The 15,032-nt window shown below is 46.5% G+C and carries 11 protein-coding genes, 19 tRNA genes, 1 riboswitch and 1 other annotated feature; of the genes, 5 read left to right on the forward strand and 25 right to left on the reverse strand.

The genetic code is table 11. The features are described from left to right. Nucleotides 1-58 precede the first annotated feature (58 nt). Entirely contained in the window at nt 59-1,579 is a 1,521-nt protein-coding gene (murE, locus tag ECA1_RS11965; RefSeq protein WP_060792582.1) for a UDP-N-acetylmuramyl-tripeptide synthetase, read from the forward strand. Between the two features lie 72 nt (nt 1,580-1,651). Here the strand turns inward: murE and ECA1_RS11970 are convergent, their stop codons facing one another. Continuing rightward, on the reverse strand, nt 1,652-1,951 hold the full coding sequence (locus ECA1_RS11970) for a DUF5960 family protein (RefSeq protein WP_005227682.1): 300 nt from the start codon (nt 1,949-1,951) through the stop codon (nt 1,652-1,654). A gap of 220 nt (nt 1,952-2,171) precedes the next feature. Between ECA1_RS11970 and ECA1_RS11975 the strand changes: the two genes are divergently transcribed. Continuing rightward, a complete protein-coding gene (locus ECA1_RS11975; protein ID WP_005227680.1) occupies nt 2,172-2,402 on the forward strand; it encodes a hypothetical protein in 231 nt (76 codons plus the stop codon). Between the two features lie 105 nt (nt 2,403-2,507). Here the strand turns inward: ECA1_RS11975 and leuS are convergent, their stop codons facing one another. Both leuS and ECA1_RS11985 read right to left on the reverse strand, forming a co-directional pair. Beyond that, complete coding sequence (gene leuS / locus ECA1_RS11980) at nt 2,508-4,922, reverse strand: leucine--tRNA ligase (RefSeq protein WP_060792583.1); 2,415 nt, start codon at nt 4,920-4,922, stop codon at nt 2,508-2,510. An 87-nt stretch (nt 4,923-5,009) separates the two neighbouring features. Continuing rightward, nucleotides 5,010-5,229: a binding site (T-box leader), on the reverse strand. Nucleotides 5,230-5,271: 42 nt separating this feature from the next. Next, a complete protein-coding gene (locus ECA1_RS11985) occupies nt 5,272-6,969 on the reverse strand; it encodes a muramidase family protein (protein WP_060792584.1) in 1,698 nt (565 codons plus the stop codon). A gap of 301 nt (nt 6,970-7,270) precedes the next feature. Between ECA1_RS11985 and ECA1_RS11990 the strand changes: the two genes are divergently transcribed. From ECA1_RS11990 to mnmM, 3 genes are read left to right on the forward strand one after another with little or no spacing between them, the layout of a single operon-like run. After that, the gene (locus tag ECA1_RS11990) at nt 7,271-7,921 is read left to right on the forward strand and encodes a phosphatase PAP2 family protein (RefSeq protein WP_060792585.1); all 651 of its coding nucleotides are present in this window, start codon (nt 7,271-7,273) and stop codon (nt 7,919-7,921) included. Between the two features lie 14 nt (nt 7,922-7,935). Further along, nucleotides 7,936-8,919, forward strand: a complete 984-nt coding sequence (mnmL, locus tag ECA1_RS11995; protein ID WP_060792586.1) for a tRNA modification radical SAM protein MnmL/YtqA — start codon at nt 7,936-7,938, stop codon at nt 8,917-8,919. Continuing rightward, complete coding sequence (gene mnmM / locus ECA1_RS12000; RefSeq protein WP_060792587.1) at nt 8,894-9,472, forward strand: tRNA 5-(aminomethyl)-2-thiouridylate-methyltransferase MnmM; 579 nt, start codon at nt 8,894-8,896, stop codon at nt 9,470-9,472. Before mnmL ends, mnmM begins: the two co-directional genes overlap by 26 nt. Before the next feature lie 24 nt (nt 9,473-9,496). On the opposite strand, the gene ECA1_RS12005 is transcribed toward mnmM, so the two are convergent. From ECA1_RS12005 to ECA1_RS12110, 22 genes are all read right to left on the reverse strand, one after another. Next, on the reverse strand, nt 9,497-10,276 hold the full coding sequence (locus tag ECA1_RS12005; RefSeq protein WP_005227672.1) for an alpha/beta hydrolase: 780 nt from the start codon (nt 10,274-10,276) through the stop codon (nt 9,497-9,499). A 22-nt stretch (nt 10,277-10,298) separates the two neighbouring features. Then, nucleotides 10,299-11,756: an MDR family MFS transporter gene (locus tag ECA1_RS12010; RefSeq protein ID WP_016609940.1), complete on the reverse strand. Its 1,458-nt coding sequence runs from the start codon at nt 11,754-11,756 to the stop codon at nt 10,299-10,301. A 66-nt stretch (nt 11,757-11,822) separates the two neighbouring features. After that, nucleotides 11,823-13,007: a methionine adenosyltransferase gene (gene metK, locus ECA1_RS12015; RefSeq protein ID WP_060792588.1), complete on the reverse strand. Its 1,185-nt coding sequence runs from the start codon at nt 13,005-13,007 to the stop codon at nt 11,823-11,825. Further along, nucleotides 13,005-13,086, reverse strand: a riboswitch (SMK box riboswitch). (Overlaps the previous gene by 3 nt.) A gap of 91 nt (nt 13,087-13,177) precedes the next feature. Continuing rightward, nucleotides 13,178-13,249 (reverse strand) — tRNA-Glu (locus tag ECA1_RS12020). Between the two features lie 15 nt (nt 13,250-13,264). Continuing rightward, nucleotides 13,265-13,338: transfer RNA gene (locus tag ECA1_RS12025), tRNA-Ile, on the reverse strand. 16 nt (nt 13,339-13,354) lie between these two features. Then, nucleotides 13,355-13,425: transfer RNA gene (locus ECA1_RS12030), tRNA-Gly, on the reverse strand. Nucleotides 13,426-13,432: 7 nt separating this feature from the next. Further along, nucleotides 13,433-13,505 (reverse strand) — tRNA-Phe (locus ECA1_RS12035). 8 nt (nt 13,506-13,513) lie between these two features. Beyond that, nucleotides 13,514-13,587: transfer RNA gene (locus tag ECA1_RS12040), tRNA-Asp, on the reverse strand. Between the two features lie 38 nt (nt 13,588-13,625). After that, nucleotides 13,626-13,699, reverse strand: a tRNA-Met gene (locus ECA1_RS12045). 66 nt (nt 13,700-13,765) lie between these two features. After that, a tRNA-Ser gene (locus ECA1_RS12050) sits at nt 13,766-13,855 on the reverse strand. Between the two features lie 12 nt (nt 13,856-13,867). Beyond that, nucleotides 13,868-13,939: transfer RNA gene (locus tag ECA1_RS12055), tRNA-Glu, on the reverse strand. Between the two features lie 9 nt (nt 13,940-13,948). After that, nucleotides 13,949-14,036 (reverse strand) — tRNA-Ser (locus tag ECA1_RS12060). A gap of 21 nt (nt 14,037-14,057) precedes the next feature. Continuing rightward, nucleotides 14,058-14,131 (reverse strand) — tRNA-Ile (locus ECA1_RS12065). Between the two features lie 17 nt (nt 14,132-14,148). Then, nucleotides 14,149-14,219 (reverse strand) — tRNA-Gly (locus tag ECA1_RS12070). A 1-nt stretch (nt 14,220) separates the two neighbouring features. Further along, a tRNA-Asp gene (locus tag ECA1_RS12075) sits at nt 14,221-14,297 on the reverse strand. A gap of 38 nt (nt 14,298-14,335) precedes the next feature. After that, nucleotides 14,336-14,409: transfer RNA gene (locus ECA1_RS12080), tRNA-Met, on the reverse strand. A 66-nt stretch (nt 14,410-14,475) separates the two neighbouring features. After that, nucleotides 14,476-14,565 (reverse strand) — tRNA-Ser (locus tag ECA1_RS12085). 26 nt (nt 14,566-14,591) lie between these two features. Beyond that, a tRNA-Ile gene (locus ECA1_RS12090) sits at nt 14,592-14,665 on the reverse strand. A 13-nt stretch (nt 14,666-14,678) separates the two neighbouring features. Continuing rightward, nucleotides 14,679-14,752 (reverse strand) — tRNA-Met (locus ECA1_RS12095). Nucleotides 14,753-14,780: 28 nt separating this feature from the next. Further along, nucleotides 14,781-14,853: transfer RNA gene (locus ECA1_RS12100), tRNA-Ala, on the reverse strand. A gap of 13 nt (nt 14,854-14,866) precedes the next feature. Next, nucleotides 14,867-14,940: transfer RNA gene (locus tag ECA1_RS12105), tRNA-Pro, on the reverse strand. A gap of 11 nt (nt 14,941-14,951) precedes the next feature. Next, nucleotides 14,952-15,025: transfer RNA gene (locus ECA1_RS12110), tRNA-Arg, on the reverse strand. Nucleotides 15,026-15,032 lie beyond the last annotated feature (7 nt).

Consider the following 15,032-nt stretch of genomic DNA (forward strand, 5'->3'; position numbering starts at 1 on the left):
GTTTTTAGGAGTTATGCTATAATAAGAGAAATCTTTAGAGGAATGAAGGAGAACAACGATGCAAAAGGAACTCATTACCGTGCCACAGATCCGCAAGCTCTTATTGCAGGAAAACCTATTGAAAGAAATCATCACCCCCACTGATTGGGTTTATACCGTGCCGCAAGAAATGACTGATCTTGCCTTTACCTCATTAAGCTACGACTCGCGAACAGCCGATGCGGCGACGCTTTTTTTCTGTAAAGGGGCTTCTTTTAAAGAAAGCTACCTGGCTGCCGCCATTGACCAAGGGATTCAGTGCTACATTTCAGAAACGCCCTATGACAACTTTGCAACTTATGGAATCATCGTCACCGACATTCGAGAAACGATGGCAGTGATCGCTCAAGCGTTTTATGGCCATCCTCAAGAACAGTTGGTGACCATCGGCATCACGGGAACAAAAGGCAAAACCAGCTGCGCCTATTTTGCTCGGGCGATTTTAGCAGAATCGACGGGTCAAAAAGTAGCATTCTTTTCATCTGAGGAAAACTCAGTCGACGGAAAAACCTTTAATGAAGCAGTGTTGACGACCCCCGAAACACTGGATCTTTATAAGATGATGGCCGAGGCTGTCGCAAACGGCATGACCCATCTTGTGATGGAGGTTTCTTCCCAAGCCTATAAAACCAAACGGGTCGCCGGTATTACCTTTGATATTGGCGCGTTCTTGAATATTTCGCCTGATCACATTGGACCAGTGGAACATCCAACTTATGACGATTACCTTTACTGCAAACGAGAACTGATCCGCAACAGCAAACAGATGATTTTAAATCGCCAAAGCGATCACTACCACTTGCTGCGAGAAACTTGTGAAGTCCATCAAGTTCCTTATATTACCTACGGACGTTCAGACGCCGATTATGTCGTCCAAGAAGGGACAGATCTAAAAGGCTTTGCGCTGTCAGCTGCTTCTGATGTCTTGCAAGTCTCTGGTGAATATCAACTGGGGATCTTAGGTTCTTTCAACCATGAGAACGCCACAGCGGCGATTTTAGCTGCCTGCTTAGCGGGTGCCTCTCGTGAGGACGCTCAGAAAGTCCTGCCGACAGTGATCATCCCTGGACGAATGATCGTTTTAGAAAAAGAAAATGGCGCAGTCATGATCGTTGACTATGCCCACAATTACCTTAGCTTCCAATCATTAAGTGAACTTGCCCGCCAATTGCGCCCAGATGGCCGCCTGCTTTTTGTCACTGGTAGTGCTGGCGGCAAAGCCCAATCTCGCCGAGCAGATATGGGACGAGCGCTAGGAGAATATGCGGACAAAGTCTACCTGACCAGCGATGATCCTGATTTTGAAGAAGCAGATGCGATCGCAAAAGAAATCGCAGCTGCGATCACCAATCCTGAAGTTGCCATCATTCATGAGATGGATCGGGCTCAAGCCGTCAAATCGGCGATTGCTGAAGCAGACAGTAAGGATATCGTGATTATTGCGGGCAAAGGCGCCGAACAATACTTGAAAGTCGCTGGAAAAAAAGTCCCTTACATCGGTGACTTGACCTTAGCGCAGCAGCAAGCCAAACACCAATAGCAACAAGTTGTCTCAACAAAAAAAGCTTTCAGATGATCTGTTAAATCATCTGAAAGCTTTTTTTCTGCGTGACTAAGGTTGTTCGTCTTCGTAAGTCTCATAGACATAGGGTGCGCCATCATAACGAAATTCTGTTGAAATGGCGGCGTCAAGGTCTTCGGTAAACATTCGTTTGCTGAAAGGAAACAAAAAGACTTGCCCTTCTTTGGCATCTTCGGCTGCTAAACGGTAAAACAGCTCTTCTTCTGTTAATTGTTGATTCAACTGTTCCAAGACATCGGCAGTGACTGCCTCTTCCTCATAGCCAGGTTTGGCAATCCGTGCATAATCTTCAAAAAAAGCCGACTGGCCTTCAAATGATTGATACTCCATGTAAGTCCCCTCTTTCTTTTCTCTTACTTTATTATACGAGAGTCCGTGAGGATCAGCGAATAATATGATCGGTCTACAGGGGAATTTTTACTTTTCTGGTGCTTAAATATGTCAGAAACATTTCAAGTGTATTACGAATCAATTATTTGACAAAATCAGATTGAACACGCATCCAAATTTTGTATAATGATACATAGAGACTATAAAAGGGGCAAATGTAATGAACAACGCAAAGAAAAAAATTTTCGTCGGTACTGGTGCTGCAATTGGTTTTGTCGCAATCGTTGCTATGATGGCTCAGTTCATGATTTCCAATCATCTATTTGGCGGAAGTGATGCTTCATCAGAAATTTTCACTCGCGCTACATATCCAAACGGCTTTCTACTAGTGATCTTGATTCCATTGGTCGCAACAGCCGCTTTGTTCTATGGGATCATTCGCAAAAAATAACAAAAAAGTGTTGCTGAGAACCACTCAGTAACACTTTTTTTCTTTGTCGTCACCAAAAAGCTGCCTAACAGACCCTCGATCTGCTAGGCAGCTATTTTTTAGCGTTTAGTTTGCAACGATATTGACCAATTTGTTCGGTACGACGATCACTTTACGGATCGTTTTTCCTTGGAGCTGTTCTTGGACAAGTTCGTTTTCTTGCGCCAATTGTTCAAGCACTGCTTTTTCGGCATCCGCTGGCACCATTGCTTTGGCGCGAACTTTGCCGTTGACTTGAAAGACGACTTCGATCTCGTCTTCCACTAGGGCACTTTCGTCATAGGTTGGCCATGGCACATAAGAGATCCCATGGTCATTCCCGAGGATCGACCATAGCTCTTCCCCGATATGCGGTGCGATCGGCGCCAATAGCTGCACAAATCCTTCGACATATTCGTAAGGCAAGGCATCGGCTTTGTACGCTTCATTGACAAAGACCATCAATTGGGAAATCGCCGTATTGAAGTGCAGCTGCTCAAAATCTTCCGTCACTTTCTTAACGGTTTGATGGTAAACTTTCGACAATTTGCCATCGTTGAATGTCGTGATGCGGTCACGCATTTTGCCATTTTCATCGACGATCAAGCGCCACACGCGATCCAAGAATTTACGACTGCCTTCAAGGCCATTCTCATTCCAAGCGATCGATGCATCCAATGGTCCCATAAACATTTCATATAGACGCAAAGTATCCGCACCGTATTGATTGATGACATCATCTGGATTGACGACGTTGCCACGGGATTTCGACATTTTTTCATTGTTTTCCCCAAGGATCATCCCTTGGTTGAACAATTTTTCAAATGGTTCTTTCGTTGGCACGACACCGATATCATACAAGAATTTATGCCAGAAGCGAGCATAAAGCAAGTGCAAGACAGCGTGCTCTGCGCCACCGATATAAATATCGACTGGCATCCAGCGTTTCAATTTGTCGTAGTCTGCCAAAACAGACTTATTATGAGGATCGATAAAGCGCAAGAAATACCATGAGCTTCCAGCCCATTGCGGCATCGTATTGGTTTCACGACGTCCTTTTTTCCCAGTTTCAGGGTCGGTGACATTGACCCAATCTGTGACATTGGCTAATGGCGATTCACCAGTACCGCTTGGTTTGATATTGTCGGTTTTTGGCAAACGCAACGGCAGCTGATCTTCAGGAAGCGTCGTAGTCGTACCATCTTCCCAATGGATGATTGGGATTGGCTCTCCCCAATACCGTTGGCGAGAGAACAACCAATCGCGAAGACGATAGCTGACTTCTTTTTTCCCAACGTGGTTTTCTTCCAACCATGCGACCATTTTTTCGATGGCTGTCTCTTTGTCTAGCCCATCCAAAAAGTCTGAATTGATATGCAGTCCATCTTCGGTATAGGCAGATTCTTCCACGTTGCCCCCTGCCAATACAGGAATGATCTCTAAGCCAAATGTTTTGGCAAATTCGTGGTCACGTTCGTCATGGGCAGGAACCGCCATGATCGCACCTGTTCCATAAGAAGCCAAAACATAATCGGCGATCCAAATCGGGATCTCTTTACCATTCACGGGATTGATGGCATAGGCACCTGTGAAGACACCAGTTTTTTCTTTGGCCAAATCTGTTCGGTTCAAATCAGATTTTTTCGACGCTTCTTCTACATAGGCATCAATGGCTGCTTTTTGTTCTGATGTAGTGATTTGGGCCACTAGCTCATGTTCTGGCGCCAATACGGCGTAGGTCGCACCAAACAAGGTATCTGGGCGAGTCGTAAAGACGGTAAAGTCTTTTTCCATCCCTGCCACTTTAAACGTTACGTTGGCTCCGACCGAACGTCCGATCCAATTGCGTTGCATTTCTTTGATGCTTTCTGGCCAATCAACTTCTTCTAAATCGTCCAACAAACGATCAGCATACGCTGTGATTTTCAGCATCCATTGGCGCATCGGTTTGCGGATCACATCGTAGCCGCCCCGTTCGCTTTTGCCGTCAATGACTTCTTCATTGGCGATCACGGTCCCAAGCTCTGGTACCCAGTTTACTGGAACTTCGGCTTCATAAGCTAACCCTTTTTCATAAAGCTTGGTAAAGATCCATTGCGTCCACTTGTAGTACTCGGGATCTGTCGTATTGATTTCACGATTCCAGTCATAGCTGAATCCTAGCGCATTGATTTGACGGCGGAAGGTCTCAATATTTTTCTTCGTGAATTCCGCTGGATCATTTCCAGTGTCTAGTGCATATTGTTCGGCAGGCAGACCAAAGGCATCCCAGCCCATTGGGTGCAGTACATTGTACCCTTGGCTGCGTTTGAAGCGGCTCAAGATATCCGTAGCTGTATAGCCTTCTGGATGTCCGACATGTAATCCTTGTCCAGATGGATATGGGAACATATCTAGCGCATAAAATTTTGGTTTGTCCGGCTCATCATGGGTGTTGAATTCATTTTTCTTTGCCCAATATTTTTGCCATTTTTTTTCGATTTCTTTGTGATTGTAATTCACGATGGACTCCTCCTAAAAAATTGGTGTTTTGCTCGTCAAATCAACCAGCAAAACTTAAAAAAAGTCCTATAAAAATCGCTATGATTTTTATAGGACGTTATCAACGTGGTACCACCTAAGTTTATCTGCTCCTCAAAAAAGCAGACCTCGATGTTTTAACGGCCATCGCCGTATCTGCCTAGCCAAATCAGGTTCAGTCAGATATCACTCGAAGACGAGTTCGAAAGGTGTGCTGTGCATTTCCACCAACCATGCACTCTCTAAAAGTCCCACCGTACTTCTACTATTCCTTCTCAAACGTGAAAGTTTCTTTGCACTTATCCTAACAAAAATCATTAGGAATAGCAATCTATTTTACCCTAACTGTTTGTCCTGGGTAAATAAAGTTATTTTGAATATTGTTCCATTGGATAAATTGATCCGTCGTGATGCCGAACTTATCTGCGATCCCCCAAACAGAATCCCCCGATGCGACCTTGTACGTACCACTTGTCGCTGAGGTGCTGGTAGTAGCTGCCGTGCCGCCTTGCTTGACGACCACCTTTTGTCCTGGATAGATAAAATCATTTTTGATGTTGTTCCAGCTGCGGAATTGGTCCATCGAAATCCCGTGTTTATTGGCAACTGACCAGACTGAATCACCAGAAGCCACCGTATAGGTGTTGCCTGCAGCACTGCTGCTGGTTTGGCTGCTGACGGTCGTGCTCGTCGTTGTACTTGTACGGGTAGAACTACCGCTGACAACCACCTTTTGACCTGGATAAACATAGTCGTTTTTAATATTGTTCAAGCTACGGAACTGATCCATCGAGATGCCATGCTTGTTAGCGATCGACCAGACTGAATCGCCAGCTGCCACCGTGTAGGTGCCGCCACTGCTTTGGCTAGCCGTTGATGCCGTGCTGACGGTCGTAGTACTGCTGGTATTCGTAGACGACCCACCGCTAACGACAACTTTTTGCCCTGGATAGACAAAATCATTTTTGATGTTGTTCAAACTGCGAAATTGATCCATCGAAATGCCATGCTTATTGGCGATCGACCAAACGGAATCGCCAGAAACTACGGTGTAGGTATTGCCTGATGTAGTTGCTGAAGCATTGCGATTGACGATCGATACCGTTGAAGTTGCCGAAGTACTTTGGGCGCTGCCGTTGACTTTCAAGGTTTGTCCTGGATAAACAAAATCGTTTTTGATATTGTTCAAACTGCGCAGCTGATCCATGGAGATGCCATGTTTGTTGGCGATCGACCAGACCGAGTCGCCCGAAGCGACTGTATAGGTTTGACTGCCGCTCGTGCTGACAGCTGATGTCGTGGTCGTCGTACTCGTTGAAGCACTGGCTGTGGCGCCACCACCGGCATTGCCAGAAGCTGGCGTGTCATATTTCGTCAACCCAAATTGCTGGATCACGGCATTCAGTGAAGAGGCATAGTTTGGTGCAGTCGCATAACGGCCTGCTAGCCATGCGGTTGCATCAAGATATGAAGTCGTATTGCTTTTCCAAGCGCCAGAATAATACGCGACACCGCTTTGTAAAGAAGTTGAGCGTAAAGTACGTGCGTTATCTTCAAATGATTGCGTGTAAGATGGGTAACGCTTAAAGGGTTCATTCATAGTCAACCATTGGTTGTTCAAATATTCTAAGGTACTCATATAAACGGTTTGACCGTTATAGCTGCCTTTGATTCCGAAAAGATTGTAATTCGGTGCTTTTGACAAGCTGCTTCGGCCCCAACCACTTTCTAAAATGGCTTGCGCGATCATCACAGAAGCATATAGATCGTTGGCGTTTGCCACAGGTTGGGCGTACGTAGCGATTTCAGCAATAAACGCGGAAGTATTCGGCGCGGCAAAATTGCTAGTAGAAACTTGGGCGATCGAGGTCTCTACGGCTTCTGCTTGAACCGATGACACCAATGGAGCTACAACAGAGCAAGCAGTCAGTGTTGTTCCTAAAACAACTGCACTTTTTTTGATCACTCGATACTTATCGCCCGATTGGTCTGCTTGACGATGTACTTTTCTTGATTGACTCGTGTTCATGTCCGTTATTCCTCCGTTTTTTCCTTATAGTGAACGTAGGTTTAGTATACAATTTCTTAAGAATTTATAAAAGGTATTTGAGCCGATTTCAGAAACTGTAAACTCTTTGTAATCAAACGAACATTTATTGCAATGAAGCAATTGGCCTGCTCCCGATAAACTTGTCGCTTGCTCAGATGAGTAACCCCTTGCTCGTTCCCTGCTTTTTCCGACTTGTGATAAATGCTATAATACCTTCTAGATGTCTCTTTGCCTTAAGTGACAATAATTGACAGAAATTCTCTAGAAACGAGGCTTTTCCATGCATAAAAAACTTTATTTTCAATTTGCGGGCAGCTGCTTTTTACTGCTGTTCGTTTTTCTCGGCTATGTGGTGAAATTTTACCCTACTTGGTTGGTCTCCTTTGACGAAACCTTGACTCGCATCATCCGCATCGGCTACCCGTTTTGGACACCATTTTTTCTATGGGTCACGAAATTTGCGAATCCTACCACGATCATCTTGCTCTTTCTCGCTGTTTTAGCTGTCTTAGTGATCAACAAGTATTATGCTGAAGCTTTATGGCTCAGTTTTGGTACCATCGGGATTGCCGGGCTCTTTAACCCATTGATCAAACTGGTCTTTTTACGGGAGCGCCCAACGCTTGAACACTTAGTCACGGAATCAAGTTTCAGTTTCCCCAGTGGACACTCGACGGGCAGTATGATTTTTTATGGAACCTTGCTCTTCTTGGTCCCAGTTTTCTTCAAGCAGCCTTTTTGGCAATGGGGCATCCGCCTTTTGCTGGGCCTTTTGATTGGCTGCATCGGCATCAGCCGAATTTATGTTGGTGTGCATTTTCCCAGTGATGTGTTAGGCGGTTTTTGTGTTGGCCTGTCTTGGCTGCTGTTGACCTATCCGTACTACTTGCAAAAACGCTTTGTCTGGCGCTTCACGCGTAAACAATTATAAAAGAAGGTAAAAAAATGAATCCATTTCCTTATGCAGAAGATAAAAACAAACGATACCATTCGTGGAACTTTGCTTTGCGGCAAGAATTTGGCGAAAAAATCTTTAAAGTCCCCATCGATGCGGGCTTCGACTGCCCCAATCGTGACGGCACCGTTGCCAAAGGCGGCTGTACATTTTGCAGTGTGTCCGGTTCTGGCGATATGATCGTAGCTCCTGAAGCCCCACTGCCAGAGCAGTTTGAAAAAGAGATCGCCATGATGCACAAAAAGTGGCCGCAAGTGGACAAATACATTGTCTATTTTCAAAACTTTACGAACACCCACGCACCGGTGGCAGTGATCCGCGAGCGCTTCGAGCAAGTGCTGACACTACCTGGTGTTGTTGGGATCTCCATTGGGACCCGACCAGACTGCTTACCAGAAGATGTCGTTGACTATCTAGCAGAGCTCAATCAACGCTTTTATTTATGGGTCGAATTAGGACTGCAAACGACGTTTGAAACCACGAGCAATGCCATCAACCGCGCCCATGATTATCAAACTTACTTAGACGGCGTCGCCAGCCTGCGCAAACACAATATTCGTGTCTGTACCCATTTGATCAATGGCCTGCCAGGCGAGACGATCGAGATGATGCAAGAAAACGTCCGCCGCACCATTCAAGATTCTGATATCCAAGGCATCAAACTGCACTTGCTGCATTTGATGCGCAATACTCGGATGCTGCGGGATTATCATGAAGGACGTTTGCAATTGATGCGGCGCGATACCTATGTGTCATTGATCTGCGATCAGTTAGAAATGATCCCCCCAGAGATCATCATTCATCGCTTGACAGGCGATGCACCATGGGATTCTCTGGTAGGTCCAATGTGGAGTTTGAAAAAATGGGAAGTCTTGAATGAGATCGATCAAGAAATGCTGCGCCGCAACTCCTATCAAGGGAAATTCAACGTGCGAAAGGAGCCTTTCAATGCTGCCGACCGCCATGCGCTATAGCCACACCCTTTTAAAAGAAGTTCTGCAGCCGGGACAAACCGCTGTTGATGCCACGATGGGCAACGGCTTCGACACGGAATTACTGGCTTCTTTAGTTGGACCCACTGGTCAGGTGTTTGCGTTTGATATTCAAGAACAAGCCCTCCAAGTCACCAAAAAACGTTTGGCTGAAAAAGAGCTGTTGGCGCAAGTCCAGCTGATCCATCAAGGCCATGAGACGTTGGCAGAGGTTGTGAGTGGTCCGGTTCACGCCGCCATTTTCAATTTAGGCTACTTGCCGAAAGGGGACAAAGCGATCATCACGCTGCCTGATACAACGAAAACGGCTTTAGAAGCTTTACTGACACGTTTAGCCCCGAAAGGTAGAATCATCCTCGTCTGCTATTATGGACACGCTGGCGGCGAAGCAGAGCTGAAAGAAGTCCACTCCTTTTGTCAGCAGCTGCCGCAAGAGAAGTTCAATGTCCTTTCCTATCAATTTATCAATCAGCGCAACCAACCGCCGATCTTATTTTGTATCGAACGAAAAAACCATCAGTTCTCGGCACGTTAAGGTGTCGATCGACTGATGGTTTTTTTATTCACTAAAAAGCCATTGCAGGACTCGTTGGATCCATTGATCCCAGAAATTCCAATCATGATCCCCAGTTCCCGATTCAAACGTTACGGCTAGTTTGCGTTTTTGCAGCTTATCCACCGCATATTCACTTGCCGGATACAGCTGATCCTCGGTTCCGCAGCTAATAAAAAAGCGCGGCGCGGTGCTTGGATCGATGGTCTCAATCAGATGGATCAAATCATTTTCTGATCCTTTGAACTGCTCTAAAGGGCCAAAGATTCCTTCCCAATAAGCTTGGCTTCGCAGCTGCAGCAAGGAATCCATGCTTTCAGCCAGCGCTAATGCTCCAGACAAAGACGCTACCGCCGCAAACTGGTCAGGCTTTCTCAGCCCAAGTTTTACTGCCCCATAGCCCCCCATCGAGAGACCTGCTGCAAAAGTTTTTTCTCGTTTTTGCGTCAGTTGAGGAAACAGTTCATGACAAATTTGTGGTAATTCTTCGGCGATAAACGTCCAATACTTCATTTCGTAGGTCGTATCGGTATACCAGCCCAGATCAGTAGACGGCATGATGACCGCTAGTTGATACTCTGCGGCATATCGCTCGATCGACGTCCGTCGCTGCCAGACACTATGATTTCCATTCATCCCATGCAATAAATAAAGCACCGGGAGATCTGTGCCCGTCGATTGGCTTTGCGTGCCGATTTTTTTCTTGGTACTTTGAGGCAAGATCACATCGATCATTACCTCCATTTCAAGAACATTTGAATAGATATTTGCTTGTAAAAAAGCCATACAATCACCTGCGATCCTTTTTTTATATTGTACCAGATTCTCGCGAAATCGTGCGGGTCAAACCAATCGCTAGCACAATAAGTAAAACACCGATCCCAAAAACCCAGTGTAGACCGCTATAAAGAATCTCCCGTAATTGCCCTAGTAATGCGGTTGGCAGCTGGCGCGCAGCGGCTGGATCTACTAGCTGATTCATGACACTGCTATCATTGACTTGTGCCTGTGCTAAGCCTACGCTATTACTGGTGTTTAAAACGATACCGAAGACCGCTACCATGATGGTTTGCCCGATCGTTCGCAACAGGGTATTGAAAGAAGTCGCCACGCCGACTTGCGTGGGGCCAACGCTGGTTTGGGCAGTAACCGTACAAACCACCATCGTTGCCCCTAACCCGACGCCAGTAATAGAAGAAATGACCAAGAACAACCAGAATGACGTCTGTGCTGGTGTCAAAAACAGCCACAAAGCACCGGTAGCCGTGATCAACAAGCTAACCGTCAAGACCCAGCTGACACTGTGCTGTGTCAACCAACGGCTGGCTAAGAAGGAACCAATCATCCATAAAATCGACAACGGTGCCAACACAAGCCCGCCAATCCCCGCACTCATGCCTAAGACCCCTTGCATCCACATTGGGATATAAACATCGATCCCCATCAAGAAGCCGCTAGCCAAAGCTGCTACGATATTGACCACCACAAATAATTTTGAGTGAAACAGCTTCAGATCAATAATCGGATCTGCTGCTTTTTTCTCCACCCGAACGAAGCCGATGAACATAAGGACAGAAAAAACGAACAGACTGAGGACAGGCAGACTCACACCATAATCTCCCAGCAACTGGAAGCCTAGCAGGAGCCCTACTAGCGTCAACATCAACAAGAGACTGCCTGCATAATCAATGTTGACTGCAGCAAAGGCCTTTTTTTCTTCATGAAAATAAAACCAAATCAAGGCAATCAGCCCTAATCCAATGGGTACGTTGATAAAAAAGATCCAATGCCACCCGATCGTATCTACGATCAAGCCACCGGCTAAGGGACCAACGACACTGGCGATCCCCCAAGCCGTACTATTGAGCCCTAAGACTTTCGCCCGCTTTTCAACGGGATACAGGTCCGCAATGATCGTTAGGGCAACGGGCATCATGGCCCCTGCGCCTAATCCTTGCAACGCTCTGGCAATGATCAACGTCAACATCGTGTTGGCCATCCCACAAAACGCCGACCCGATAATAAACAGCAACGTCCCAAATAAAAAGACTGGTTTGCGGCCGATATTATCGGCAAACTTGCCGTAGATCGGGGTCAACATCGCACTGGTCAAAAGATAGATCGAGAAGACCCAGTTCATGATCTCGATCCCTTTCAATGAACTGACGATGGTAGGCATCGCTGTCGTAATGATCGTTCCTTCGATTGCGGTCATAAACGTTGCGACAAAGACCGCAATGGTGACTAATTTTACATTGGTTCGCATATAACTCCTCCTTTTACTCCAAAAAAAAGAACCTCTATTGATAGTCATCAATAGAGGTCGCCTCTTTTAATCCTTCACACTTGCCAAAAGTGCCGCCACCTTGTCGGTGCGTTCCCATGGCAAATCGATATCTGTACGACCAAAATGTCCGTAAGCGGCAGTCTGACGATAAATCGGACGGCGCAAATCTAACATTTCAATAATTCCTGCTGGTCGCAAATCAAAGTTTTCCCGTACCGCTTGGATCAAGCGCTCGTTGCTGACGGTTCCTGTACCAAAAGTGTTGATGCTGATCGAAACGGGCTGTGCCACACCGATCGCATAGGCTAATTGTACTTCCACTTTTTTGGCTAGCTTTGCTGCTACGATGTTTTTGGCAATGTAGCGAGCCGCATAGCTGGCTGAACGGTCAACTTTGGTTGCATCTTTTCCAGAAAACGCACCGCCGCCATGACGTGCATAGCCGCCATAAGTATCAACGATGATTTTTCTGCCAGTCAAACCGGCATCCCCTTGAGGACCGCCGATCACAAAACGACCAGTAGGATTGATATAATATTTTGTCTGCTCGTCTAAAAGATCGGCAGGGATCACTTCTTTGATCACTTTTTCGATGACATCACGGTGGATCATTTCATTATCAGCCGCATCATCATGCTGGGTACTAATAACGACGGTGTCCACTCTTTGTGGTTGATCGTTATCATCATATTCAACGGTTACTTGTGATTTTGCATCTGGACGCAAGTAGCTTAGTTCGTTGTTTTTCCGCAACTCTGCTAAGCGACGTACCAGCCGATGGCTCAACGCGATCGGTAAAGGCATCAATTCAGGTGTTTCATCAACAGCAAAACCAAACATCAAGCCTTGGTCGCCGGCACCGATATCTTCTTTATCCGTTTCTCCACGACTTTCTAAAGCATCGTCAACGCCTTGAGCGATATCTGGTGATTGCTCATCGATCGCTACCAAAACAGCAACCGTATCGCCGTCAAAGCCGAATTTTGCTCGTGTATAGCCGATTTCTTTGATGGTTTCTCGGACGACTTTTTGAATATCTACATAAGCAGAAGTAGAAATTTCTCCAAAGACTAAAACCAATCCGGTAGTAACTGACGTTTCGCAAGCGACCCGTGCCATTGGATCTTCGGCAAGCAACGCATCTAAGATGGCATCACTGATTTGGTCGGCTACTTTGTCTGGGTGTCCTTCTGAAACGGACTCTGATGTAAATAAGTGTTTCTCTGTCATTTTTGTATTCCCCCTAATATATGTTTCGGTTACAAGGCATCTTCGCAGCTGCGAATCCTTTCGGGAACTTGCAACGGACTGATTATAACAAATTTTGACTACTCATGCTTGAGAAAATGATAAAAAGATCGTTTTTGGGCAATAAAAAAACACTCTCAAGAGTGTTTGCATGATCCGTACGGGATTCGAACCCGTGTTACCGCCGTGAAAGGGCGGTGTCTTAACCGCTTGACCAACGGACCAGTTTAAAAATGTAATGGGCCTAAATGGACTCGAACCATCGACCTCACGCTTATCAGGCGTGCGCTCTAACCAGCTGAGCTATAGGCCCCAAATAAAAAATGCAAAGCGGGTGACGAGAATCGAACTCGCGACAACAGCTTGGAAGGCTGTAGTTTTACCACTAAACTACACCCGCATTCCTATGGCGCGGGACAGAATCGAACTGCCGACACATGGAGCTTCAATCCATTGCTCTACCAACTGAGCTACCGAGCCAAAAACAACGGTCTGGACGGGACTCGAACCCGCGACCTCCTGCGTGACAGGCAGGCATTCTAACCAACTGAACTACCAAACCATATTTAGCTTTTATTGCGCTTTTGAAAACAAAAGCAATTGCGGGAGCAGGATTTGAACCTACGACCTTCGGGTTATGAGCCCGACGAGCTACCAGACTGCTCCATCCCGCGATAAGTAATTACTTTACAGTAATTAAAGGACTGTGATTCTTTTGCTCGCAACAAAAGAGACAGTTAAGGAGGATAAGGGATTCGAACCCTTGCACGGTTTTACCCGCCTGACGGTTTTCAAGACCGTTCCCTTCAGCCGGACTTGGGTAATCCTCCAAAAGTAACAAATGATCCGTACGGGATTCGAACCCGTGTTACCGCCGTGAAAGGGCGGTGTCTTAACCACTTGACCAACGGACCAATAAAAAACGGAGAAGGAGGGATTTGAACCCTCGCGCCGGTTTCCCGACCTACACCCTTAGCAGGGGCGCCTCTTCAGCCACTTGAGTACTTCCCCAAATGTATGACTACATTTTGATGGGCCTAAATGGACTCGAACCATCGACCTCACGCTTATCAGGCGTGCGCTCTAACCAGCTGAGCTATAGGCCCCAAAAAATAAAAGCTAAAGCGGGTGACGAGAATCGAACTCGCGACAACAGCTTGGAAGGCTGTGGTTTTACCACTAAACTACACCCGCATGGCGGTCTGGACGGGACTCGAACCCGCGACCTCCTGCGTGACAGGCAGGCATTCTAACCAACTGAACTACCAAACCATATTTAGCTTTTATTGCGCTTTTGAAAACAAAAGCAATTGCGGGAGCAGGATTTGAACCTACGACCTTCGGGTTATGAGCCCGACGAGCTACCAGACTGCTCCATCCCGCGATAAGTAATTACTTTACAGTAATTAAAAGACTGTGATTCTTTTGCTCGCAACAAAAGAGACAGTTAAGGAGGATAAGGGATTCGAACCCTTGCACGGTTTTACCCGCCTGACGGTTTTCAAGACCGTTCCCTTCAGCCGAACTTGGGTAATCCTCCATAATAAAACAGATACAATGCCACAATGGACCTTGTAGGACTCGAACCTACGACCGGACGGTTATGAGCCGTCTGCTCTAACCAACTGAGCTAAAGGTCCAGGCTCTTAAAAATCGCGGCGGAGGGGATCGAACCCCCGACCTCCCGGGTATGAACCGGACGCTCTAGCCAGCTGAGCTACACCGCGTAAAAAAGAATCATTTATTCAAATGATATGGAGCCTAGCGGGATCGAACCGCTGACCTCCTGCGTGCAAAGCAGGCGCTCTCCCAGCTGAGCTAAGGCCCCTTTTGAAAAAGTATCGGGAAGACAGGATTCGAACCTGCGACCCCTTGGTCCCAAACCAAGTGCTCTACCAAGCTGAGCTACTTCCCGTTATTAAAAAGCGCGCCCAAGAGGAGTCGAACCCCTAACCTTTTGATCCGTAGTCAAACACTCTATCCAATTGAGCTATGGGCGCATATTAT

The sequence above is a fragment of the Enterococcus casseliflavus NBRC 100478 genome, assembly GCF_001544095.1.
GTDB classification, from domain to species: domain Bacteria; phylum Bacillota; class Bacilli; order Lactobacillales; family Enterococcaceae; genus Enterococcus_D; species Enterococcus_D casseliflavus.